Origin of the sequence: Pseudomonas cannabina, assembly GCF_900100365.1 — a bacterium.
GTDB lineage: Bacteria > Pseudomonadota > Gammaproteobacteria > Pseudomonadales > Pseudomonadaceae > Aquipseudomonas > Aquipseudomonas cannabina.
Map to the genome: position 1 here is coordinate 4,527,311 of NZ_FNKU01000001.1, position 23,599 is coordinate 4,550,909.

At 60.8% G+C, this 23,599-nt stretch carries 17 protein-coding genes and 2 pseudogenes; 11 read left to right on the top strand and 8 right to left on the bottom strand.

What is annotated here, in order from left to right:
• Window positions 1-41 precede the first annotated feature (41 nt).
• The 4 genes from alr (at window position 42) to BLT55_RS21500 (ending at window position 4,155) form a co-directional block, all read left to right on the top strand.
• Complete coding sequence (gene alr, locus BLT55_RS21480; protein WP_055001275.1) at window positions 42-1,115, top strand: alanine racemase; 1,074 nt, start codon at window positions 42-44, stop codon at window positions 1,113-1,115.
• Window positions 1,116-1,240: 125 nt separating this feature from the next.
• Complete coding sequence (locus BLT55_RS21490) at window positions 1,241-1,789, top strand: cupin domain-containing protein (RefSeq protein ID WP_007248320.1); 549 nt, start codon at window positions 1,241-1,243, stop codon at window positions 1,787-1,789.
• 23 nt (window positions 1,790-1,812) lie between these two features.
• Window positions 1,813-2,127: a c-type cytochrome gene (locus BLT55_RS21495; protein ID WP_055001276.1), complete on the top strand. Its 315-nt coding sequence runs from the start codon at window positions 1,813-1,815 to the stop codon at window positions 2,125-2,127.
• 96 nt (window positions 2,128-2,223) lie between these two features.
• Window positions 2,224-4,155, top strand: a complete 1,932-nt coding sequence (locus BLT55_RS21500; protein WP_074800875.1) for an acetyl-CoA hydrolase/transferase C-terminal domain-containing protein — start codon at window positions 2,224-2,226, stop codon at window positions 4,153-4,155.
• A gap of 235 nt (window positions 4,156-4,390) precedes the next feature.
• Here BLT55_RS21500 and BLT55_RS21505 read toward each other — a convergent pair whose 3' ends face one another.
• The 5 genes and pseudogenes from BLT55_RS21505 to rep form a co-directional block, all read right to left on the bottom strand.
• Entirely contained in the window at window positions 4,391-5,203 is an 813-nt protein-coding gene (locus BLT55_RS21505) for a sulfite exporter TauE/SafE family protein (RefSeq protein ID WP_055001277.1), read from the bottom strand.
• The gene (locus BLT55_RS21510) at window positions 5,196-6,449 is read right to left on the bottom strand and encodes an NAD(P)/FAD-dependent oxidoreductase (protein ID WP_055001278.1); all 1,254 of its coding nucleotides are present in this window, start codon (window positions 6,447-6,449) and stop codon (window positions 5,196-5,198) included. The genes BLT55_RS21505 and BLT55_RS21510 overlap by 8 nt, the downstream gene beginning before the upstream one ends.
• Before the next feature lie 27 nt (window positions 6,450-6,476).
• Window positions 6,477-7,361, bottom strand: a complete 885-nt coding sequence (locus BLT55_RS21515) for an MBL fold metallo-hydrolase (protein ID WP_055001279.1) — start codon at window positions 7,359-7,361, stop codon at window positions 6,477-6,479.
• A 280-nt stretch (window positions 7,362-7,641) separates the two neighbouring features.
• A pseudogene (locus BLT55_RS21520) lies at window positions 7,642-8,211 on the bottom strand (xanthine phosphoribosyltransferase).
• A 53-nt stretch (window positions 8,212-8,264) separates the two neighbouring features.
• The gene (gene rep / locus BLT55_RS21525; protein WP_054087900.1) at window positions 8,265-10,274 is read right to left on the bottom strand and encodes a DNA helicase Rep; all 2,010 of its coding nucleotides are present in this window, start codon (window positions 10,272-10,274) and stop codon (window positions 8,265-8,267) included.
• Between the two features lie 204 nt (window positions 10,275-10,478).
• Here rep and BLT55_RS21530 point away from each other — a divergent pair, with 204 nt between their 5' ends.
• A complete protein-coding gene (locus BLT55_RS21530; RefSeq protein ID WP_055001280.1) occupies window positions 10,479-12,143 on the top strand; it encodes a putative bifunctional diguanylate cyclase/phosphodiesterase in 1,665 nt (554 codons plus the stop codon).
• Between the two features lie 12 nt (window positions 12,144-12,155).
• On the opposite strand, the gene BLT55_RS21535 is transcribed toward BLT55_RS21530, so the two are convergent.
• A complete protein-coding gene (locus BLT55_RS21535; RefSeq protein WP_055001281.1) occupies window positions 12,156-13,538 on the bottom strand; it encodes a NorM family multidrug efflux MATE transporter in 1,383 nt (460 codons plus the stop codon).
• 156 nt (window positions 13,539-13,694) lie between these two features.
• On the opposite strand from BLT55_RS21535, the gene BLT55_RS21540 reads away from it, so the two are divergent.
• The 6 genes and pseudogenes from BLT55_RS21540 to BLT55_RS21560 all read left to right on the top strand — a co-directional run bounded on the left by BLT55_RS21540 (window position 13,695) and on the right by BLT55_RS21560 (window position 20,432).
• On the top strand, window positions 13,695-14,615 hold the full coding sequence (locus BLT55_RS21540; RefSeq protein ID WP_055001282.1) for a LysR substrate-binding domain-containing protein: 921 nt from the start codon (window positions 13,695-13,697) through the stop codon (window positions 14,613-14,615).
• A gap of 181 nt (window positions 14,616-14,796) precedes the next feature.
• Window positions 14,797-15,918: pseudogene (locus tag BLT55_RS34865) on the top strand (Cache 3/Cache 2 fusion domain-containing protein); the annotation flags it as partial.
• Between the two features lie 132 nt (window positions 15,919-16,050).
• The gene (locus BLT55_RS34870; RefSeq protein WP_397389527.1) at window positions 16,051-16,773 is read left to right on the top strand and encodes a methyl-accepting chemotaxis protein; all 723 of its coding nucleotides are present in this window, start codon (window positions 16,051-16,053) and stop codon (window positions 16,771-16,773) included.
• A 161-nt stretch (window positions 16,774-16,934) separates the two neighbouring features.
• Complete coding sequence (locus BLT55_RS21550; protein WP_055001284.1) at window positions 16,935-17,654, top strand: class I SAM-dependent methyltransferase; 720 nt, start codon at window positions 16,935-16,937, stop codon at window positions 17,652-17,654.
• Window positions 17,655-17,756: 102 nt separating this feature from the next.
• Window positions 17,757-19,133, top strand: a complete 1,377-nt coding sequence (locus BLT55_RS21555) for a M16 family metallopeptidase (protein ID WP_055001285.1) — start codon at window positions 17,757-17,759, stop codon at window positions 19,131-19,133.
• Between the two features lie 96 nt (window positions 19,134-19,229).
• Window positions 19,230-20,432 (top strand): DUF5924 family protein, encoded by a 1,203-nt coding sequence (locus BLT55_RS21560; protein WP_055001286.1) that lies wholly within the window; start codon window positions 19,230-19,232, stop codon window positions 20,430-20,432.
• A gap of 4 nt (window positions 20,433-20,436) precedes the next feature.
• Here BLT55_RS21560 and BLT55_RS21565 read toward each other — a convergent pair whose 3' ends face one another.
• Both BLT55_RS21565 and argH read right to left on the bottom strand, forming a co-directional pair.
• Window positions 20,437-21,678, bottom strand: coding sequence for a nucleoside recognition domain-containing protein (locus BLT55_RS21565; RefSeq protein ID WP_054087841.1), 1,242 nt, complete (start codon window positions 21,676-21,678; stop codon window positions 20,437-20,439).
• A 420-nt stretch (window positions 21,679-22,098) separates the two neighbouring features.
• Window positions 22,099-23,493: an argininosuccinate lyase gene (gene argH, locus BLT55_RS21570; protein ID WP_055001287.1), complete on the bottom strand. Its 1,395-nt coding sequence runs from the start codon at window positions 23,491-23,493 to the stop codon at window positions 22,099-22,101.
• Window positions 23,494-23,599 lie beyond the last annotated feature (106 nt).

The following is a 23,599-nucleotide window of genomic DNA, read 5'->3' on the forward strand; positions in this document are numbered from 1 at the left end:
CACTTTCCTCTGTCTACTTTCTTCAGGCGATCAACGTCACCATGCGTCCAGCCCGCGCCCTTATCGATCTCCAGGCACTGCGCCACAACTATCAACTGGCCCGCGAAAGCAGCGGCGGCAAAGCCCTCGCGGTGATCAAAGCCGATGCCTACGGGCATGGCGCAGTGCGTGTGGCTCAAACACTCGAAGCGCAAGCCGACGGCTTTGCGGTGGCCTGCATCGAAGAAGCGCTGGAACTGCGTGCGGCGGGTACTCGCGCACCGATTCTGCTGCTGGAAGGTTTTTTCGAGGCCGACGAGCTGGCCCTGATCGTCGAGCATGACCTGTGGACCGTTGTGCATTCGACCTGGCAACTGGAGGCCATCGAGCGCGCGCATCCCGGCAAGCCGCTGACTGTCTGGCTCAAGCTGGACACCGGCATGCACCGCGTCGGGCTGCATCCGTCCGAATATCGTGCGGCGTATCAACGCCTGCTGAGCACCGGCAACGTGGCGAAAATCGTCCTGATGACTCACTTCGCCTGCGCGGACGAGCTGAACAGCCCGTCCAGCGCGGAGCAATGCGCGGTGTTCGAAGCGACCTGCCAGGGCTTGGCGGCAGAGACCAGCCTGAAGAATTCTCCTGCCGTGATGGGCTGGCCGAAGATCCCCGGCGACTGGTCGCGCGCCGGCATCATGCTGTATGGCGCGACGCCGTTCGATCAGGCGCAGCCCTTGGCCGAACGCCTGCAACCGGTCATGACCCTGGAATCGAAAATCATCAGCGTGCGTGACCTGCCAGCCGGTGAAGCGGTGGGCTACGGGGCGACGTTCGTCACCGACAAGCCTTCGCGCATCGGTGTGGTCGCGATGGGCTATGCCGACGGTTATCCACGTCACGCCCCGACCGGAACCCCCGTGCAGATCGACGGCCAACGCTCCCGGCTGGTCGGGCGGGTGTCCATGGACATGCTCTGCGTCGACCTCACCGAGCTGCCGCAAGCGGGTATCGGCAGCCGGGTCGAGCTGTGGGGCAAAGCGGTGCTGGCAAGCGACGTCGCGGCGCAGGCAGGCACCATCCCGTACCAGATATTCTGCAATCTGCGGCGCGTTCCGCGGGTCTATTCCGAAAACTGATTTCCGAGCATTCCCGTTGCGCCCTCGCTGTGCCGGTGCCTGTCGAAGTGTTGTAAATATTGAACGCTGTTGCCATGATGGCGTTCATACCGACTTGACCTGACAAAAACTGAGGGAATATCGCATTGGACGTGGGTGAACGGCTGCAATCGATCCGCAAGCTCAAGGGCCTGTCCCAGCGCGAACTCGCCAAGCGGGCAGGTGTGACCAACAGCACCATTTCCATGATCGAGAAAAACAGCGTGAGCCCTTCAATCAGCTCCCTGCGCAAGGTGCTGAGCGGCATTCCCATGTCCATGGTCGAGTTCTTCTCGGAAGAGACCGTGCCGGAAAATTCGGCACAAGTGGTCTACAAGGCCAGCGAGCTGATCGATATTTCAGATGGTGCAGTGACCATGAAGCTGGTCGGCAAGTCGCACCAGGGCCGCGCCATCGCCTTTCTCACTGAAACCTATCCGCCGGGTGCCGATACCGGCGAAGAAATGCTGGTTCACGAAGGTGAGGAAACCGGCATCCTCGTGGAAGGGCGGCTGGAGCTGGTTGTCGGGCTCGATACCTACGTACTCGAGGCGGGCGACAGCTACTATTTCGAAAGCACCCGACCGCATCGCTTTCGCAACCCGTTCGACGTCCCGGCGCGCCTGATCAGCGCCGCAACGCCAGCCAATTTCTGACGCCTTGCCGCGATGAGTGCTGCGTGAAACTGACCCGGAAGATTGTGAGCATTGCAGGCATTCTGGCGCTTTGGGCCGTCAACGCCCAGGCTGCCCGAGCCCCTGACGAGATCATTGCCGCGCACTGCGTGGCCTGCCACAGCGTGGGCCTGCTCAACGCGCCGAAAATCGGTGATACGCCAGCGTGGGAAGAACGCGCGAAGAAAACCGGCGGCCTCGATGGCCTGCTGGCCAGCACGATCAAAGGCATCGGCATCATGCCCCCGAAAGGCACCTGCGGCGATTGCACCGACGACGAACTGAAGAGCGCCATACGGAGCATGTCAGGGCTGGAGTGAGCGGAGCTGTACTGGCCGCTCTGAGCACCCGCTATGCAGCACTTTCACTGCATCAACGGTCCAAGCTGCATCCAATAATAATTCAGGAGAGCCGGGATGCCGTATTCCTGTTCCATCGAGCAAGCCGTCGATCACGTTCTGGCGCAGTTACCCGAGCACATTCATCTCGGCATGCCGCTGGGCCTCGGCAAGCCCAACCGGTTCGTCAACGCCCTTTACCAACGCATCAGCCAGTTGCCCGAGCGGCGGCTGACGATCTACACGGCCTTGACGCTCGGCCGCCCCACGCCGGGCGAAGGGTTGCAGGCGCGCTTTCTGGAGCCTTTCCTGGAGCGGACCTTCGGTGATTACCCGGAACTTGATTACCTCGCCGCGCTACGTCGCGACAAATTGCCCCCCAACATCCGCGTCCAGCAGTTTTTCATGCAACCGGGCAGCCTGCTCGACAGTGCGCCCGCCCAGCAGGACTACGTCAGCAGCAATTACAGCCACGCCGCGCGCGATATCAACGCCAATGGCCTGAACCTGATTGCGCAACTGGTGGCGCGCGATGAGCAACGGCCGGGCACGCTGAGCCTGAGCTGCAACCCGGACGTCACCCTCGACCTGCTGCCGATGATCGCCAAACGCCGGGCCGCCGGGGAAACCATTCTGCTGCTCGGCCAGGTCCACATCGACCTGCCGTACATGCCAGGCGACTCGGAGCTGGACGTCGAGGCCTTCGACCTGCTACTCGACGAAGACGAGCGCAGCACGCTGTTTTCCACCCCGAACATGCCGGTGGGTTATCAGGACCATCTGATCGGCCTGCACACCAGCACGCTGGTCCGCGATGGCGGCACGTTGCAGATCGGCATTGGCTCGATGGGCGATGCGCTGACCGGTGCTTTGCTGGCCCGGCAGGCCGACAACGAAACCTGGCGCCGCCTGCTGGCCGATCTGAACATGAGCAACTGGCAGACCCTGATTGACCGAGAAGGGGGTACTCAGCCTTTTGCCAGCGGGCTTTACGGTTGCAGCGAAATGTTCGTCAACGGCCTGCTGGTACTGGCCGACGCCGGCATCGTGCGACGCAAGGTGTACGCCGATGCCGAGCTGCAACGGCTGGCCAATATGGGCACGCTGGACGAGGACGCACATCCCGACGGCGTGGTTGTGCATGGCGGGTTCTTTCTCGGGCCGGCGAGTTTCTATGAACGACTGCGCGAACTGTCAGCCGAACGGCTGGCGCAATTCAACATGACCGCCATCAGCTACATCAACGAACTGTACGGCCAGGAAGACCTCAAACGCCTGCAACGCCGCGATGCGCGCTTTATCAACAGCGCGTTCACCGTCACCCTGATGGGCGCAGCAGTGGCGGATCAACTGGAAGGCGGCAGGGTGCTCAGCGGTGTCGGCGGCCAGTACAACTTCGTCGCTCAGGCCCACGCACTGGAAGGCGCCCGTTCGATTCTGATGCTGCGCAGCTGGCGCGAGTCAGGCGGCGAGGTCAGTTCCAATATCGTCTGGCAGTATGGACATACCACTATCCCCCGGCACCTGCGAGATATCGTGGTGACCGAATACGGCATTGCCGATTTGCGCGGGCAGACGGACGCCACGGTGATCGAACGGATTCTGAATATCATCGACTCGCGATTTCAGCCTGGCTTGATTGAGCAGGCGCAGAAGGCTGGCAAGCTGCCCAAGGATTTCCAGCTCGACCCGCGCTTCACGCAGAACACGCCGGAGCGACTGCGGGACATCGCAACGCATTACCCGTCGCTGTTCACCGAATACCCGCTGGGCTGCGACTTCACTGCCGAGGAACGCGACCTGCTACGTGCGCTGAACTGGCTGAAAAGCAAACTCAAGCTGAGCGAGATCCTGGACCTGGGCAAAGCCACCCTCGACGCGCCGGAACCGGAAGCCTTCCAGCAGCACCTGCAACGCATGCAACTGGACAATCCACAGGGCCTGCGCGAGGAGCTGTATCAACGCTTGCTGCTGGCCGGGTTGCAGAATACAACCGGGCTGACGAGTTGATCACTCTCACTGAGCTAGACAAGTAGGGCTAAAACCGCGATATCGGGCTGGACAGAAAAGCTCTGTAGGAGTGAGCTTGCTTACGAAGACGTTGACCCAGGCAGCCCATTTTTCGGGAGCTATACCGGCACCTTCGCGAGCAATGCGATCGCCACTCCGGTCGCTGCCACAAGACTTGCGTATAACAACAAGCGCTCCAGCGTGGGCACAAGAGTCATAGAAGAACCAACGCCAGCTACACCACTGAAAACACCAACATCAATGCAGCAACAATCCCGCACACAGCAAACAGCTGCTGCACGCGCGGGCCGGCGAGGTAGCAGGCGATCTGCCTGCCGCCAATCAGGCCGAGTACCGCGCCACACGCAAACGGCGCACCCACCGACCAGTGCATCACGCCACTGAGCGACGCCGTGATGACGCTGCCGGTCGAAACCAGTGCGATCACCGCAAGTGACGTCGCCACCACGCTTTTCATGTCGAGATCGCTGTAGCGGGTCAGCGCCGGAATGATCACGAATCCGCCGCCCACACCCAGCAGACCGGACAACAAACCGGAGCCCATGCCGGTCAGCGTCAAGGCGCGTAGACACGGCATGGTCCAGCGCAGCCGCCCTTGCAGCGGGTTGAGCACGCAGGGCAGGGTTTCCGGGCGTGGAGCAGGACGGCCGTCGCGCAGTTCGCGACGGGCTCTCATGAACATGCGCCCGCAGGCATACAGCAACACGGCAGAAAAGATCAGCGCCAGCGGTGCATTGGGCAGACGATGGGCGAGCCACAGGCCGAGCGGAGCCGCGAGCACACCGATGCCAGCGATGTAGCCCGCAGCCCGATAGCGGACGATGCCCTGACGCAGCCCCAGCACGGCACCGACTCCGGCCGCCAGCCCCACTGCCAGCAGGCCGACAGGGGCCGCTTCGACAATCGTCAGCCCCAGCCCGAACACCAGCAATGGTACCGCGAGAATACCGCCGCCCGCCCCGGTCAATGCCAGCACCACACCGATAATCGCGCCCAGACCAGCACCCAACAGTTGATGCTCAACCATGCGGGGCATCAGTCTTTTTCGGCTTGGCCAGCCACTCGCGCCCTTTGAGCATGCCGTGCCAGTACAGCGCAGGCAGCGCGCGTTCCTTCAGCCACCAGGCCAGTCGTGTCGGCTTGCGCCCATCCAGCAACCAGTTCGGGAAGCTCGGTGCGACCTTGCCGCCGTAAGTGAACTCGGCGAGCACGATCTTGCCCTTCTCGACGGTCAGCGGGCAGGAGCCATAGCCGTCATACGTGGCCGTTTCGCTCAGGCGGCCCAACGCCAGCAGCAGGTTATTGGCCACCACCGGCGCTTGCTTGCGCGCGGCGGCAGCGGTTTTCGCGTTGCTGGTGTTGGTGGCATCGCCCAGCCCGTGAACATTGGCGAATTGCCGATGCCGCAGCGTGGCAGGGTCCACATCTACCCAGCCGGCTGCATCGGCAAGCGGGCTGCGGCGGATGAAATCAGGCGCAGTCTGCGGGGGTACAACGTGCAACATATCGAAGCGTTGCTCGACGGTTTCGCTGCTGCCGTCCGGCAAACTGCGGATGAACGTCGCACGCTTGCCCGGCCCGTCGACTGACACCAGCCGATGGCTGAACCTGAGGTCGATGGCGTAGCGATCCACGTAGCTCATCAGCGCCGGTACGTAGTCCGCGACCCCAAACAGCACGCCGCCTGCGTTATAAAACTGCGTATTGATCTGCGCGAGGCGCCCGGCTTTCAGCCAGTGATCGCAGGACAGGTACATGGCCTTCTGCGGCGCACCTGCGCATTTGATCGGCATCGGCGGCTGCGTGAACAGTGCGCGACCTTGTTTCAGTTCCTGCACCAGTTGCCAGGTGTACGGCGCGAGGTCAAAGCGGTAGTTGGACGTCACGCCATTGCTGCCAAGGGTTTCGACCAGCCCGTCGATGGCGGCCCAGTCCAGCTTCAGGCCTGGGCAGACCACCAGTTGCTGATAGCCAATCGTGCGCCCGTCTTCCAGCGTCAGCGCGTTGTCCTGCGGTTCGAAGCTTGCCACCGCAGCCTTGATCCACTGCACGCCTTCAGGAATCAGCGACACCATACTGCGCGCCGTCGACTGCGGCTCAAAGATGCCGGCACCGACCATCGTCCAGCCTGGCTGGTAATAATGAGTGTCGGCCGGATCAATCAGCGTGATCTGCAGCGAAGCATCGCGGGCGAGCAGGCTTGCGGCGGTGGCGATACCGGCCGCACCAGCGCCGACGATCAGGATCTGGCAGGTGGTGTTCGAAGCATTCATTGCAGGATTTCCAGAAGCGGACAGGGTTCAGAGCGCATTGAGCGGGATCTTCAGATAGACGACGCCGTTGTCTTCCGGCTCCGGAAAGTGTCCGCAGCGCATGTTGACTTGCACCGACGGCAGCATCAGCACCGGCATTTCCAGCGTCATGTCGCGGGCTTCACGCATGTTGACGAACGTGTCTTCATCGATACCGTCACGCACATGAATATTGCAGGCGCGTTGCTCGGCGACGGTAGTCATGTATTTCAGCGCCCGACCATTGGGCAGGTAGTCGTGACACATGAACAGGACGGTCTGCGGCGGCAAGGCGAGCAGCTTGTGAATCGAGCGATACAGCGTGCGCGCATCAGCACCCGGAAAATCACAGCGGGCGGTGCCGTAGTCGGGCATGAATAATGTGTCGCCGACGAACGCGACGGTCTTGTCCCCGACCTGCACCAGATAGCTCATACAGGCCGGGGTGTGCCCCGGCGTGTGCATGGCTTTCACCTGCAGCGTGCCGATGGCGAAAGACGCGTCATCTTCCAGCAGCACATCGAACTGACTGCCGTTGCGTGCAAAATCGGATGGGGCATTGAACAGCGCACCGAAGGTTTTTTGCACCGCCGTGATGTGGCTGCCGATCACGATCTGCCCGCCGAGCTTCTGCTTCAAATAGGGCGCTGCCGACATATGATCGGCGTGTACATGGGTTTCGAAAATCCATTGCACGGACGCCTGCAAGGCACGCACCCGGCCGATCATCCGGTCGGCAGACTCGGTGCGTGTGCGACCGGATTTGGGATCGTAATCCAGCACGCTGTCGATCAGCGCGCACTGCTTGCTGTGCATGTCCATCACCAGATAACTGATGGTCCCGGTATCGCTGTCGAACAACGCTTCGACGTAAAGCTTTTCACCAATGATCATGCGCACTTCCCATGGCTGTAATCGCCTTCCAGGCCGCTGCGGCGGGCTGGGCGGTTGGCAGTCGTCATTTGGCAGTCTCGATGGACCTGCCGACAAAGCTGAAACGCCTACCGCTTAGTAACTGCAAGGGAAGGTCGGTTCTGTGGTTTATCCTGCCGCCAGTCAGATGGCCCTGACTGGCATGCCCCCTCACGTAACTCACACCCAACGCTCAGCGTTATGCATAAGCCCTGAAGAGATCAGGAAAGTCGTGCTTTTTGTGGGAGTACCCTCGAGTGTTCTACCTGAACGTCACAACCCCGCCCGCCAGCGATTCGACCCTTGCCAGCGACTCTACACGATAGCCCTGTGCATCCAGCTCGGCGCGACCGCCCTGGAAGGACTTCTCGATGACGATGCCCAAGCCGGCAACCGTGGCGCCTGCCTATTTGATGATCGAGATCAATGCCTGCGCGGCTTTACCGTTGGCCAGGAAGTCGTCGATGATCAACACCTTGTCGTTGCTGTTCAGATGGCGCGGCGAGATGGCCACGGTACTTTCCACCTGTTTGGTGAACGAGTAAACGCTGGCCGACAAGAGGTTCTCGGTCAGGGTCAACGACTGGTGCTTGCGGGCGAAGATCACCGGCACCCCCATGTTCAGGCCGGCCATCACTGCCGGTGCGATACCGGACGCTTCAATGGTCACGATCTTGGTCACGCCTGCATCGGCGAACCGCCGGGCGAACTCGTCACCGATGTCCTTCATCAACGCCGGATCGATCTGATGGTTGAGAAACGCATCGACCTTCAGCACCTGATCGGACAGTACGATGCCTTCTTCGCGAATCTTCTTGTGCAGTGCTTCCACTTCAATTCCCCGGCTGCGCCATTGCGCAATAAATGATCAAGTTCGTGTGTCGGCTAGCGTTTCAGCATGGCGCGAATGTCGGCCAGCGCGGTGTTGCCGCGCACCGCTTTGACTTCTGTCGGCGTGTCGTCGTTGCCTTCCCAAGCCAGATCGTCCGGAGGCAGTTCATCCAGAAAACGGCTGGGTGCGCAGTCGATGATTTCCCCGTACTGCTTGCGTTTGGCCGCGAAGGTGAACGCCAGGGTCTGCCGCGCGCGGGTGATGCCCACGTAGGCCAGACGGCGTTCCTCTTCGATGGTGTCGGCTTCGATGCTGGAGCGGTGCGGGAGGATCTCCTCTTCCATGCCCATGATGAACACATAAGGAAATTCCAGCCCCTTGGACGCGTGCAAGGTCATCATCTGTACGCCTTCGGCACCGTCTTCCTCCTCCTGCTGACGCTCGAGCATGTCGCGCAAGACCAGTTTGCCGATGGCTTCCTCGATGGTCATGCCGCCTTCTTCGTCCTTTTCCAGCGTGTTTTTCAGCGCTTCGATCAGAAACCAGACGTTGCTCATCCGGTAGTCAGCGGCCTTTTCGCTGGAGCTGTTCTGACGCAGCCAGTTCTCGTAATCGATGTCCATGACCATGCTGCGTAACGCGGCGATAGGGTCGTTCTGCGCGCATTGCTGGCGCACGCCATCCATCCAGCGTTTGAAGCGCTGCAAGCGGTCGGTGTAACGGCTGTCCAGGTGCGCACCAAGACCGATCTCGTCGGTGGCGGCGTACATCGATACTTTGCGCTCGGTGGCGTAGTTGCCCAGTTTTTCCAGCGTCGTCGAGCCGATTTCGCGGCGCGGAACGTTGATCACCCGCAGGAACGCGTTGTCGTCATCCGGGTTTACCAGCAGGCGGAAGTAGGCCATCAGGTCTTTCACTTCCTGACGGCCGAAGAAGCTGTTGCCGCCTGACAAGCGATACGGCACCTGATGGTGCTGCAGTTTCAGCTCGATCAGCTTGGCCTGGTAATTACCGCGATACAGAATGGCGAAATCGCTGTAAGGCCGGTCGGTGCGCAGGTGCAGGGTGAGGATTTCCATCGCCACCCGCTCGGCCTCGGCGTCTTCGTTGCGGCAGCGAATCACCCGGATCTCGTCGCCATGGCCCATGTCGGACCACAGTTGTTTTTCGAAAGCATGCGGATTGTTGGAGATCAGCACGTTGGCGCAACGCAGGATGCGGCTGGTCGAGCGGTAGTTCTGCTCGAGCATGACCACTTTCAGCGACGGATAATCGTCCTTGAGCAGCATCAGGTTTTCCGGCCGTGCACCGCGCCAGGCGTAGATCGACTGGTCGTCGTCGCCAACCACGGTGAACTGGTTGCGCGAGCCGATCAGCAGTTTAACCAGCAAGTACTGGCTGGCGTTGGTGTCCTGGTACTCGTCCACCAGCAGGTAGCGCACCTTGTTCTGCCATTTCTCCAGAACGTCGGGGTGTTCCTGGAACAGCTTGACCGGCACCAGAATCAGGTCATCGAAGTCCACCGCGTTGTACGCCTTGAGCGTGCGCTGATAATGCGTGTAGACGATGGCGGCGGTCTGTTCCTTGGGGTTACGAGCGTTTTCCAGCGCCTCGGCAGGCAGGATCAGGTCGTTTTTCCACGAGCCGATCATGTTCTTGATTTCGTCGACGCCGTCGTCGCCCGAATACTCTTTCTGCATGATGTCGGTCATCAGGGCCTTGACGTCCGTCTCGTCAAAGATCGAGAACCCCGGTTTGTAACCGAGCCGCGTGTGTTCCTTGCGGATGATATTCAGGCCCAGGTTATGGAACGTCGAGACCGTCAGACCGCGCCCTTCGCCGCCCCTGAGCAATGTGCCGACCCGCTCTTTCATCTCGCGCGCGGCCTTGTTGGTAAAGGTCATGGCGACGATGTACTGGGCGCGGATGCCGCAGTTCTGGATCAGATGGGCAATCTTGCGGGTAATCACGCTGGTCTTGCCGGAACCGGCACCGGCGAGCACCAAGAGAGGGCCGCCGACGTAGTTCACGGCTTCCTGCTGCCGGGGATTGAGTCGGGACATGGCGGTATGAAGCATCGTCTGCGAAAAAGGTCGAGCATTTTAACAGGCCCACGGTTTTGTGCAGCGATCATCGTCACCGGCAGTGACCGCTATCTAATTTTTCTGGTTTTGTTACATTTGCGCCGCGACGCGACGATACGTGTGCCTGTCACGCTCCCTGAAGCGTGCGGCCACCGATTTTTCCTTTGTACTTAGGAAGTTAGATTGCCTACGCCTGTCGAACCCTTGCAATTGCTATTGTTGGCGCACGAGCCTTTCTGGCAGGCGCTCTTGAGCGACTGCCTCACAGCGCCAGGCAGCAACATAACGCTGGTGTCAGCCACCCATTGGGATGCTTTCGATGTGCGTTATGGCAACGAGCGCAACACCGTGCTGTTGACAACACCCGAGCTGCAACCCCGTACCGGTAGCTGCCTGTTACCAACGGTTGTGCTGCTCGAAGAGGAACCGCTGGTCGGACCGAGTGGCGTCAGTGACTGGCTGGTGCGGGATTCGCTGACCGGCGATGCCCTGCGCCGATGCCTGCGTTACGTGCACGAACGCGGCCGTCTGGAAGACAGCCTGCGACGCCTGGCGGGTCAGGACCCGCTGACCGGCATCGCCAACCGCCAGGGTTTTCAGGTGCTGCTGGCGTCTCGTCTGGCCGAAGGCGGCGATCTGGCGCTAGGCCATCTTGACCTCGACAACTTTCGAAGTGCCAATGATTCACTGGGCCATCAGGCCGGTGACCGGCTGATCATGCAGGTCGTGGCCCGTCTGAAGAATCAGCTCGATGCCGGTGACCAGATCGCGCGTCTGGGCGGCGACGAATTCGCACTGCTGATCGACACCCGCAACACACCCGAACGCGCCATGCAGCTGGCCGAACGAATCACCGACGTGCTGTCCGAACCTTACTGGGTCGACGGTGAAAGCCTGTTGCTCGGCTGCAGCCTGGGAATTGCCCATTCGCAAACCGAACCTGAAGTCGACCCGCTGATGTGGCATGCGCATATTGCCATGCGTCAGGCCAAGAGCATGCAGGGCTGCACCTTCCACCTGTTCGACGAGCGCATCAGCCGCAACGCCCGCAGCCTCGCAGACCTCGAAGGTGAACTGCGACGCGCCTTGCGCCGCGACGAGATGGAGCTGCATTACCAGCCACGGCTTTGCCTGCAAACCGGGCGCATCGTCGGGCTGGAGGCACTGGTGCGCTGGCGTCATCACGAGCGCGGGCTGCTGCCGCCCAGCGAATTCGTGCCGCTGGCCGAACAGAGCGGGCTGATCGTGCCGCTGGGCTACTGGGTGATTTTCCGGGCGTTGCGCGATATGCAGGCCATGCGCGAACAGGGTTTTGCGCCTTTGCACATGGCAATCAACCTGTCGTTCCGGCAGTTTCAGGACAGCCAGCTACTCCCGACGCTCAGCCGTCTGATTGAAGAACACGACGTCGATGCGCGCTGGCTGGAATTCGAACTGACCGAAACTTCGGTTATGCGCCGCAGCGATCAGGTCAGGCAGACCATGGAAGCGCTGGGCCGGCTGGGTGTTCGTTTTTCGCTGGATGACTTCGGTACCGGCTATTCGTCATTCATGCACCTCAACAGCCTGCCCATCGCGCTGCTCAAGGTCGACATGGGCTTCGTCGGGCAGATGGAGTCACGCGAAGAGAACCGCAAACTGGTCCACGCGATGATCAATCTGGCGCACAACCTGAACTTGGAAGTGGTTGCAGAAGGCGTCGAAACGATCGGACAAATGGCCTTGCTGCGCAGTTTCGGCTGCGATCAGGTGCAGGGCTATCTGATCAGCAGGCCGCTGCCGATGGCGGCGCTGGTGAAGTATCTGCGCTCGGGAGCCGGCTACACGGAGGTATCGACGTCGGGATGACGGTGTGCCGGTTCAGCCCGGCACCGCCACGCCCGAGGCTTCCCGACGTAGCAGGCGAGCCGTCTTCCACTCGAACGCGTAAGTCAGCGCCGCCGCCGAGCAGAACAGGCCCAACGCCAGCCCCCACCACACGCCCGGTGCGCCCGCGTCAGCATAAAATCCGAGCAGCCACGCGGCAGGCGCAGCGATCAGCCAGTAGCAACCAAGGCCGATCAGGAACGTGGTCCGCGCATCCTTTAGCCCGCGAATCGCGCCCATCGCAATGGTCTGAGTGCCGTCGAAGAACTCGAACCACGCGGCGATTGCCAACAGCTTCGCCGCCAGCACGACAATCTCGGCAAATGCCGGGTCATCGAGGTCCAGAAACAGACCGATGACCCAATGCGGGGCCAGCCAGAACAGAATCCCGAACATCAACATCACGGTGCCGCCAAAACCGATGCCTACACGTCCGGCGGTGCGCGCCATGAGCATATTGCCAGCGCCGTAGTGCTGACCGATCCGCATGGTCACCGCATAGGAAATACCCACCGGAATCATGAACGCCATGGACACCGTCTGCAGGGCGATCTGGTGCGCCGCCATCTGCGTACTGCCCATTGCTCCCATGCAGAAGGCCGCGAAGGTAAAGAGCCCGACTTCTACTGCGTAAGTCCCGCCAATTGGCAGGCCGAGGCGCCACAGCTCTTTCAGATGACTGCGCGACAGCTTCGAGAGCCCTTTGCTGATCGGATACGCCGCATAGGCCGGATGCTGCTTGATGTGCCACGCCAGCGCCAGCGCCATGCAGTTGGTCACGACGGCGGTGACCAGGCCGATGCCCATCAACCCGAGGTTCGGCAAGCCGAGCCATTGATGAATCATCGCGTAATTGAGCGCGAAGTTGGCGACCGCGCCGGCCACGCTGATAGTCATGACCGGCCCCGCACGGCCCAGCGCACTGGTGAAGCCGCGCAGCGCCATGAAGCTGAGCAGACCGGGCAAGGCAAGGGGCAGGGTGATCAGAAATTGAGCAGCCATGTGCACGTTGGCTTCGGCCTGACCGAACTGCAACAGCACCGGTTCCAGGTTCCACAGCACCAATGCGGCCACCAGTGCCATGCCCCACGCCAGCCACAACCCGGCCTGCGTCAGACGCGTCGCCCCCTCGGTATCGCCGGCCCCATGGCGAATGGCAACCAGCGTACCGACCGCCGCCATCACACCGACACAGAAGAACGAGATAAAGCTATAGGTCGCCGCCCCCAGACCACCGCCAGCCAGCGCTTCGGGGCCGATCTTGCCCATCATGACGGTGTCGGTGAACACCATCAGCATGTGCGCCATTTGTGAAGCGATCAGCGGCCCGGCCAGGCGCAGGATAATCCAGAGTTCTTTGAGGGCGGGCTGCTGCATGTTGGGGGTGCTCTACGGCGAAGGACTAATGAGCCGCGTATTCTGGGCATTTAAACAATGGAGCACAAAACGATAAATCCGATGCTCAGCATGACTAAAACTCATCTGAAGCAATTTGCAGTAAAGTAACGCTTCATCGCCAGCAGGACGCGCCGCATGCCTCGCAGTCTTCCGCCACTTTATGCACTTCGGGCATTTGAAGCCGCCGCCCGGCATACCTCGTTCACCCGCGCAGCAGCAGAATTGTCGATCACCCAAAGTGCGGTCAGTCGACATATCCGCACGCTGGAAGAGTACTTCGCCTGTCGTCTGTTTCAGCGCAACGGGCGCAACCTGCAACTGACCGAGTCGGCACGCGCCCTGTTGCCCGGCGTGCGTGATGGCTTTCTGGCGCTGGAGCGGGCGTGCAGCACCTTGCAGACCGAAGAAGGCATCCTGCGCATGAAAACGCCCTCCACCCTGACCATGCGCTGGTTGCTGGCGCGGCTCAGCCGTTTTCGTCATCTGCAACCGGGCAATGAAGTGCAACTGACCAGCGCCTGGATGGACATCGACGCTGTGGACTTCACTCAGGAGCCTTTCGACTGCGCAATTTTGCTCAGCCATGGCCACTTTCCGGCGGACTGGGAAGCGACGCTGCTGTTCCCGGAGTTACTGATACCCGTGGGTGCGCCCACGTTATTGCAGGACCCGCCGTGGAATGTCGAGCGACTGGCCAGGGCCGAACTGCTGCACCCGACGCCGGATCGTCGTGACTGGCGCACCTGGCTCAACCGCATGGGCCTGGCTGACAAAGTCTCTCTGAAAGGCGGGCAGGTATTCGACACGCTTGAATTGGGGATGATTGCCGCAGCACGCGGTTATGGGCTGTCGATGGGCGACTTGCTGATGGTTGCCGAGGATGTCGCGCAGGCCCGCTTGAGCCTGCCGTGGCGCACGGCGGTGTTCAGCGGAGAAAACTATTATCTGGTCTGGCCACGTACCAGGCCCGGCGCAGAGCGCTTGAAGCGTCTCAGCGATTTTCTTCAGGGGGAAGTGAAGGCTATGGAATTGCCACTAGTTGAAGTCTTGCACTAAAAATTAGTTTAGTATTGAACTGCCACTACTGATTAATGTCTCGCTACGCCCTCAAGTAACGAAGTTGCTGGCCGAATAATTGTCTGACGACCGCCTGTCCGGTGGCGTAAAAACCCAACCTAAATTCGCTGAATGGTAAGCCAGGGAACCGGCAACTCCAGTCATTTGGCGTGGAGTGCCTATGTCCAAGCCCCGTACCAGAATCGCCTCGCAACTCGGTATTGCTCTAGCAGTGATCCTTGCCGTCGTGATCAGCGGCAGTACGCTGTTCGCCTTGAGATCCCTGGACGCGTCCAACCTGGTCATTCGCGAAGAACATATGTCGAGCGAGGCCCGGCTGCTCGCCGACCAGCTCAACACGTTTCACAGCACGCTGCGCGACAGCACCCAGCGCCTGAGCGGGTTGTTCGAGAAGCGCTTCGCCGAAGGCTTGACGCTACAAGCCGACAAGCCGGTGACCGTGGCGGGCACGTCGACGCCAGGCCTGTACCTGCGCGATGCCGCACTGAACAACGACTTTACCGAAGTGGATGAATTCCGCTCGCTGACCGCAGGCGTGGCGACGATTTTCGTGCGCAGCGGCGATGATCTGATCCGCATCAGCACCTCGCTGAGCAAGCAGGATGGCACACGCGCCATTGGCACCGTGCTGGACCGCAAAGGCGCAGCTTACGAGCGCTTGATGGCGGGTCAGAGCTATGTCGGCAAAGCGGTCCTGTTCGATCGCTATTACATGACCCAATACAGCCCGGTTCGCGACAGCAGCGGCAAGATCATAGCGGCACTGTTCGTAGGATTCGATTACACCGACGCGCAGAAAACCCAGTTCGATAACCTGAAGAATTTCCGCATCGGCTCTACCGGTTCGCTGGCCCTGCTGGACGAAAAAGGCAGCTGGCTGGTTCCGCCTGCGGGCGTCAAATCCCAGGAAGGTGCTGCGAAAGCAGTCGCCGACCTCGCCAGCAAACCCGGCAAGGCGCAGTTCTGGAGTGAAGGCGACGATGACTATTACAGCGTCGGTCAGCCGTTCGCCGGCGGCCCCTGGACGGTCATTGCCAGCATGCCGCGCGATGAAATCAGCGAAGTGACCTGGAATGTCGGCACCCAGTTGGCCATCGGCAGTCTGCTGGCCATGATTATCGCGGTGGTCAGCGCCATCTGGCTGCTGCGCAGCAAGCTGCGTCCGCTCTCCGAACTGGTTCGCCAAGCCGATGCGCTGGGCGCAGGCGATCTGAGCGTTCGCCTCAACGTGACCAGTAATGACGAAATCGGTCAGTTGTCCGGCAGCTTCAACAAGATGAGCGAAGCACTGTCGTCCATGGTCTCGCACATCCGTACTGCCGCGCAGGAAGTCAGCAGCCGCGCCCACGCACTGTCCGGGTTATCCGGCGGCGCTTATGAGGGCATGGAACAACAGTCCGGCGAGATCACCAGCATGGCCGGCGCGGTTGAAGAATTCAGCGCCACATCGATGAACATCGCTGACAACATGGGTAATACCGAGCGTCTGGCGCAGGAAAACGCGCAACAGACCCGCATCGGTCGCACCTCCATGGAAGAAGCGTCTTCCTCGCTGCAACAGATCGCAACCTCGTTGAGCAGCACCGCAAAAGTCATCGACACGCTGGGCCAGCGCTCGCAGGAAATCGGCAGCATCGTCGGGGTGATCACCTCGATTGCCGACCAGACCAACCTGCTTGCCCTCAACGCCGCCATCGAAGCAGCACGTGCCGGCGAACAAGGTCGCGGCTTTGCCGTAGTGGCCGATGAAGTGCGCAGCCTGGCATCACGCACCCGCGAAGCCACCGACGAAATTTCCGGCATGATCGCCAGCATCCAGCAGGAAACCGGCAACGCCATCAGCACCATGCAGCAGGGCAACACCCTGATGCAGGAAGGCCTGTCGCTGAACACCAAAGTGGCTTCAGCACTGGCGCAGATCGACGAACAGAGCCGCTCGGCCGGGCATCAGTTCGCAGCCATCACCACGGCGACTCAGGAACAAAGCAGCACCGCGACCATGCTCAGCAGCAACCTGCAAAGCATCGCCATGGCCAACAGCGAACAACGCCAGGTCATGTCCAACCTCGCGATCACCGCCCAGGAGCTGAACGGCCTGGCAACCGAATTGCGCAATGAGGTTGACCGGTTTCGTTGAGGGCTCTCGCTGCCTATTTGCTAGCTGATAGCTGACGCTCGTGCCAGAGCATTGGTACGAGAGTCAGTCAGACTTGTGTATCACGAAATTAAACAGTCGGCCGATAGCCAATAGCGTGCGCAGGCATATCTGCCTCATCTAACCCGTCAAGGACCTCAACCATGAAGCAATATGTTGAAAACTATCAGCCTACCGGGGGCTTCCTGCCTGCAACCGGCTATGTAGAAGGTGATTCGGTCTCTCCCAAGGCGATGATTTTCCATATTCTGAAAGATCTCAGTGCCGACGTAGAAGTGCTGGATATCGGCTTCGGTTCAGGAACACTGGGCACCCTGATCAAGGGCAACCCGGACACTGCGCACTGGTCGGTGGATGGCATCGATGGCTGGGAGGCCAACTGCCAGAATTCGCGGCTGTATGAAAATGCCACTTACCGCAATATCTGGCACGGAATGGCTCAGGAGTTGTCATCCGAACGACTCGCTCAGTACCGGATTATCTGCCTGCTTGATGTGGTCGAACACCTGACGGCCGACACGGCGAGATGGCTCGTGCGCACGCTGCTCTCCAGTCTGGGGCCGGATTCCTATCTGTTCATCAGCACTCCGCTGTGGTTCTACCCGCAGGACACTCAGCAGGAAGGTGATCTTGAGGAGCATCTGATCGGCGTGCCCGCGTCATCGATGATGGCGTTGTGTCCGCACCTGTATGCAGTCAACCAGCCGCTGATAGGCGGGTTTGTCTTCAGCCGTCGCAGTCTGGATTTCGTAGAGTTCTTCCAGCCCACTGCAGACAAATCGTTTTCGTACGAGAAAGGCACCAAAGTCGCCAAAGCCGTCGGGATGAAACTCGACCCCAACGTCGCTTTCGCCATGGACTGACCCGGCAAGCGACCTGTCGCCTGCGGGCGACAGAGGTCACGGTGAACGTAAGGGCAGGAGCGAAGTCTGTTAAACATACCGGCCCGCCAGGAAAGCTGTTTTATGCGTTGCCTGCTGTTCGCTTGTCTGCTCCTCGGTTCACTCCCTTCGTTTGCCCTTGTCCGTCTTCAGGTCGAGGGCTATCTGCTGCCCAATGGTTTGCAAATCCTCCTCAAGCCCGGCTACGAAAAAGGCCATGTCGCGATTCGGCTGGTTGTCGGCATCGGTTTCGACGATTTCTCCTGCGCGGACAAAGAACTGCCGCATCTGCTCGAACACCTGCTGTTCAGCGGGGTGGATGACAGTGGCGAAGGCGGGCTCGAAGAGCGCATGCAGGCACTCGGCGGCGAGTGGAATGCGTATACCAGCAATGCCGACACGACCTTTGTGATTGAGGCCCCGGCGCGCAACCAGCGCAAGGTGCTGGACCTGCTGCTGGAAATCATGACCCGAACCGAGCTGAGTCAGGCGCGACTGGACGGCGTCAAACGTGTGGTCGAACGTGAAGACGGCGGGCACTTCTCGCACTTGCAGCACCTGCTCGATCAACGCGACTCCGGACGCAGCGCCAGCAGCCGGCTGGCCGTGGAACTGGGTTTGAAATGCGCTGAACGCCCCGAGGTCGACAATATCCGGCTGGAGCATGTCGAGGACGTTTTTGCCAACTGGTACGCCCCCAACAACATGACGCTGATCGTAGTGGGCGACCTGGACAAGCTGCTGCCGGCCTATCTGGAACGCACGTTCGGCAAGCTGGCACCCACCGACCCGATCGATCACCCGCCCTTGGCGCAAAGCAATGGCGCTGCCGAACCACGTCGCGAGTTGCAAAGGGGCGGGCTGGGCGCCAACGCCAAACTGCATTTGATCTATCCTGAGCCTCAACTCGATGATCAGCACGATGAGACGTGGGATCTGGTCAAAGCGTATCTCGACTGGGCGCTCTACACCGAGCTGCGCCTGAAGCACGGCCTGTCCTATGGTCCCTCGGCAGAACGCGAAGTGTTTGGCGACGTCGGTTTTCTGAGCCTGAACGCCGATGTCGAGCGTGAAGATGTCACCGAAGCCGAGCAGGATATCCGGGCCATGGTCGAGCGGTTGCAGAAGGAAGGCATGCAGCCCGCCACGTTTGCCCGACTGCAACAACTCGCCATTGACCGGCAATCGTGGGCCACGCAGGGCAACAGTGCGCTGGCCGAGTACTATTGGAGCGCGCTCAACGATTACGAAAACGGGCGTTTCGGCGATCCGGCAAAACGTATCAAGGCGGTGAGTCTGGAAAAAGCCAACCAGGCCATGCGCCAGCTACTCGCTCAGCCTGGTTATATGCGTATCGAAAAACCGTTATTCAGCTACGACGGCCTGTACGGGTTGCTGGCGGGAATACTGGGCTTGATCGTACTGCTGGCCTTGTGGCGTTGGCGGGTACGAAAAAAATAGAAGGCTGACGCCGGATTGCGCCTCCGAGGCAGGCACCGCGCAGTGTTGGTATGCTGCGCGGTTTTTTGTATGAATCCACTTGAGTGAACGACCCAAATGCTTGATCTGAACCGCTATGTGACACCCGTGCTCGATTTGATGCAGCGTTATCCGGGGCTCATTGCGGCGTTTGGTTTCGTTTCCGGGATCGCCAGTTTCATTCTGGTCGACCGCCAAGAGAGCCTGGCCACCTGGATCGCGGTGGTGATGCTGATCAGCTGGCTGTGGTTGATGATCGAAAACACCATGGTCGGCCTGCTCAACAAGGCACTGGGCCGCGAAATCCCGCAGGGCCTGCTGCGCTACGGCACGCAGATGATCCATCAGGAAAGCCTGTTTTTTGTCCTGCCGTTCTTTTTCATTACCACCACCTGGAACAGCGGCCAGGCCGTTTTTACTGCGGTACTCGGGGCCGCCGGGCTGATTTCGATCATCGACCCGCTCTACTACAAATGGCTGGCACCGCGACGCTGGCTGTTCATGACGCTGCACACCCTGACGCTGTTCGCTGCGCTGCTCACCGCGCTGCCGATCATCCTGCACCTGACCACCGCCGAGAGCTACAAGCTGGCACTGGGCGTGGCGATGCTGTTGTCGGCACCCAGCCTGATGGCGAATTTTCCGCTCAACACCTGGCGCAGCGCGCTGACCGTCATCACGATGATTCTGGCCATCGGCGCCGCGGGCTGGCTGCTGCGCTTCTGGGTGCCACCGGCGACGCTCTGGCTGACCGAGGTGGCCGTCAGCCCGGATTTCGATAACAAGAATCGCACGCCAGGCGACAGCATCTCGCTGATCAGCGCCAGGCAATTACGCAACGGCGGCTTGTACGCCTACACCGCCATCAACGCCCCACGCGGCCTGGATGAGCGCATTTACCATGTGTGGTGGCACGAAGGTCAGGAGATGGACCGAATCGCCCTGGACATCCACGGCGGGCGCACGGAAGGCTATCGCGCCTGGACGCGCAAGCAGAACTTCCCGCAGGACGTCACGGGTCGCTGGCAGGTTAGAGTGCTGACGGAGGATGGACAAATGATCGGCGTACTGCGCTTTGTGGTCACCGATAACGATCAACCGGCAGTCAAGCGACCTACCGGCAGGCTGATCAAACTCAAGCCGGGCGGCGATTCGAGCGAAGAAGCAGTGCCTGAAGCGGTGCCTGCGCAGCCTCCGGCGAGCGAGCCCAGGCAGAATGCTGCGCCTGCACCGGCCGAGGCAGCACCGCCTGAATCGCCGCCCGCAGCGCCAGCGCCATAGTGCGTTAGCTGGCAGTGGCGCCGAAGAACCAGTAGCAGACGAAGATCGCGGCCACAACGCCGGAAAACTCCGCCAGCAGCGCGCAACCCACCGCATGGCGGGCGCGCTGAATGCCCACTGCGCCGAAATACACTGCCAGCACGTAGAAGGTGGTTTCGGTGCTGCCCTGAATCGTGGCGGCAGCCAGTGCGGCGAAGCTGTCCACGCCTTGGGTCTGCATGGTTTCGATCAGCAAGGCGCGAGCAGCGCTGCCGGAGAACGGTTTGACCATCGCGGTGGGCAGCGCATCGACAAAACGCGTGTCCAGCCCCAACCACTGCACCACATGCCGAATGCCTTCCAGGCCGAAGTCCAGCGCACCGGAGGCACGCAGTACGCCCACCGCGCAGAGCATGGCGACAAGATAGGGAAGCAGACTCTTGGCGACGTCGAAACCTTCTTTTGCGCCTTCGACGAAGGCCTCGTAAACCAGTACTTTGCGCAGCGTGCCGATGAGCAGAAACATCATGATCAGGCCGAACAGGGTCAGGTTGCCGAGGATCGATGACAAGCCCGCCAGCGCAGCCGCCGACAGTGTGCCAAGAAAAGCCATGAACGTGCCGAGCAGCAAGGCGCCGGGGATCAGATAGGCCAGCACCACCGGGTCCCAAAGACGCAGACGCTGCATGAACGCGACTGACAGCAGGCCGACGATGGTCGAAACACTGGTCGCCAGCAGGATCGGCAGAAACACCAGCGTCGGGTCCGGCGCTCCTTGTTGGGCGCGATACATGAAGATCGTCACCGGCAGCAGGGTCAGAGACGAGGCGTTGAGCACCAGAAACAGGATCTGCGCGTTACTGGCAGCGTTTTTGCTGGGATTGAGCTCCTGCAACGAACGCATGGCTTTGAGGCCGATCGGCGTGGCTGCGTTATCCAGCCCCAGAGCATTGGCAGCAAAGTTGAGGGTAATCAGACCCAGCGCCGGATGGCCCGGCGGGACTTCCGGCATCAGGCGCAGAAACAGTGGCCCGAGCACCTTGGCCAGCCAGTCGACGATGCCTGCCTTTTCCGCAATACGCAGAAAGCCCAGCCACAGGGTCAGCGTACCGAACAGCAGCACCATCACCTCGACCGACAGCTTGGCCATGGCGAAGATGCTTTCGACCATCGCCGCAAAAATGCCCGCGTTGCCGCCCACCAGCCATTGCACCAGCGCGGAAATCGTCGCCACGACAAAAAAACCAAGCCACAGGCCATTAAGCATCGGAAAAGTCCCTCACAAGATGCGGGGATGATAGCGGCGGGCTGCGCCGGAGGGAAATCGGCTGATGCTGCGCGGCGCAATAAAGAGCAGACGCGGAGCGTCGCACGATAGTCGAGTTCCGATAAGCAGGCACAACGCGGCTTCTGCCCGGAGGGCGTGGGAGCTTCAGGAGGTTACGACGGCTGCGATGGGCTGCGAAGCGGCCCTGAAACAGGCCGCTTCGGTTGTGTCTGATACACCGGGGCGGCTGGTTTTACTGCCGGTTCCCGGCAGATCGCGGACAAGTCCGCTCCTACAAAAATCGGCAGTTCGCGGACTATCGAAGCGTCGTCCGGTCCACTTTCACGGCCTTCGGCCAGAATCAAAAGCAGACCTATGTATGACGATGAGCTTAAAGCGTGGGAACGATACCCGGCGTGTTCAACGCCCGGCCAGCAACGCCTGACCACGAACCACGGCGGCGCGGACTTGTTCGGGGGCGGTGCCGCCGATGTGGTTACGGGCGTTGACCGAGCCTTCCAGGGTCAGCACGGCGAACACGTCCTGCTCGATCTGATTGCTGAACTGGCGCAGCTCTTCCAGGCTCATCTCCGCGAGGTCTTTGCCGGTTTCGACGCCGTACTTCACGGCATGGCCGACGATTTCGTGGCAGTCACGGAAGGGCAGGCCGCGGCGCACCAGATAGTCGGCCAGATCGGTCGCCGTGGAGAACCCGCGCAGCGCCGCTTCGCGCATGATCGCGTGCTTCGGCTTGATCGCAGGGATCATGTCGGCGAACGCGCGCAACGAGTCGCGCAGCGTGTCGGCAGCGTCGAACAGCGGCTCTTTGTCTTCCTGATTGTCCTTGTTATAGGCCAGCGGCTGGCCCTTCATCAACGTCAGCAGGCCCATCAAGGCGCCGAAGACACGGCCGCTCTTGCCGCGTACCAGCTCAGGCACGTCAGGGTTTTTCTTCTGCGGCATGATCGAGCTGCCAGTGCAGAAACGGTCCGGCAGATCGATGAACTGGAACTGCGCACTGGTCCACAGCACCAGTTCTTCCGAGAAGCGCGACAGGTGCATCATCGCGATGGACGCGGCCGAGCAGAATTCGATAGCGAAATCGCGATCCGATACGCCGTCCAGCGAGTTGCCGCCCACGGCGTCGAAACCCAGCAGTTTGCAGGTCAGTTCGCGGTCGATCGGGTAGGTGGTGCCCGCCAGCGCAGCGCTGCCCAGCGGCATGCGGTTCAGGCGCTTGCGGCAGTCGACCAGACGCTCGTAATCGCGGCTGAGCATCTCGAACCAGGCCAGCATATGATGACCGAATGTTACCGGCTGAGCCGTCTGCAAGTGCGTGAAACCGGGCATGATGGTTTCCGCTTCGCGCTCGGCCTGCCCCAGCAAACCTTGCTGCAGACGGGTGATTTCACTGAGGATCAGGTCGATTTCGTCACGCAGCCACAGGCGAATATCGGTGGCCACCTGATCGTTGCGGCTGCGACCGGTGTGCAGCTTTTTGCCGGTGATGCCGATGCGATCGGTCAGGCGTGCTTCAATGTTCATGTGCACGTCTTCCAGATCGACGCGCCACTCGAAGCTGCCGGCCTCGATCTCGGCCTGAATGGTGTGCAGGCCGTCAACGATGGTATCGCGCTCGGCGTCGGTCAGCACGCCCACCTTGGCCAGCATCGTGGCGTGGGCGATGGAGCCCATGATGTCGTGGCGATACAGGCGTTGATCGAAGGTGACGGAGGCAGTGAAGCGCGCGACGAACGCGTCGACGGGTTCACTGAAGCGGCCGCCCCAGGACTGGTTGGTCTTGTCGGTGCTCATGGATTCGCTCGTTGCTCTACAGAAAGTGGCGTGCCCGGTACCTGGCACAAGGGCGATAGCGATGATAACAGGGTTGATGCTTTTTTATTCCCGGATGGCTTGCTGC

Excerpts from the sequence above, each read along its gene's own strand:
- alr (WP_055001275.1), top strand. The coding sequence starts at position 42 with ATGCGTCCAGCCCGCGCCCTTATCGATCTCCAGGCACTGCGCCACAAC.
- BLT55_RS21500 (WP_074800875.1), top strand. The coding sequence starts at position 2,224 with ATGCCGTATTCCTGTTCCATCGAGCAAGCCGTCGATCACGTTCTGGCG.
- BLT55_RS21505 (WP_055001277.1), bottom strand. The coding sequence starts at position 5,203 with ATGGTTGAGCATCAACTGTTGGGTGCTGGTCTGGGCGCGATTATCGGT.
- BLT55_RS21510 (WP_055001278.1), bottom strand. The coding sequence starts at position 6,449 with ATGAATGCTTCGAACACCACCTGCCAGATCCTGATCGTCGGCGCTGGT.
- BLT55_RS21515 (WP_055001279.1), bottom strand. The coding sequence starts at position 7,361 with ATGATCATTGGTGAAAAGCTTTACGTCGAAGCGTTGTTCGACAGCGAT.
- rep (WP_054087900.1), bottom strand. The coding sequence starts at position 10,274 with ATGTCCCGACTCAATCCCCGGCAGCAGGAAGCCGTGAACTACGTCGGC.
- BLT55_RS21535 (WP_055001281.1), bottom strand. The coding sequence starts at position 13,538 with ATGCAGCAGCCCGCCCTCAAAGAACTCTGGATTATCCTGCGCCTGGCC.
- BLT55_RS21540 (WP_055001282.1), top strand. The coding sequence starts at position 13,695 with ATGCCTCGCAGTCTTCCGCCACTTTATGCACTTCGGGCATTTGAAGCC.
- BLT55_RS34870 (WP_397389527.1), top strand. The coding sequence starts at position 16,051 with ATGGCCGGCGCGGTTGAAGAATTCAGCGCCACATCGATGAACATCGCT.
- BLT55_RS21550 (WP_055001284.1), top strand. The coding sequence starts at position 16,935 with ATGAAGCAATATGTTGAAAACTATCAGCCTACCGGGGGCTTCCTGCCT.
- BLT55_RS21555 (WP_055001285.1), top strand. The coding sequence starts at position 17,757 with ATGCGTTGCCTGCTGTTCGCTTGTCTGCTCCTCGGTTCACTCCCTTCG.
- BLT55_RS21560 (WP_055001286.1), top strand. The coding sequence starts at position 19,230 with ATGCTTGATCTGAACCGCTATGTGACACCCGTGCTCGATTTGATGCAG.
- BLT55_RS21565 (WP_054087841.1), bottom strand. The coding sequence starts at position 21,678 with ATGCTTAATGGCCTGTGGCTTGGTTTTTTTGTCGTGGCGACGATTTCC.
- argH (WP_055001287.1), bottom strand. The coding sequence starts at position 23,493 with ATGAGCACCGACAAGACCAACCAGTCCTGGGGCGGCCGCTTCAGTGAA.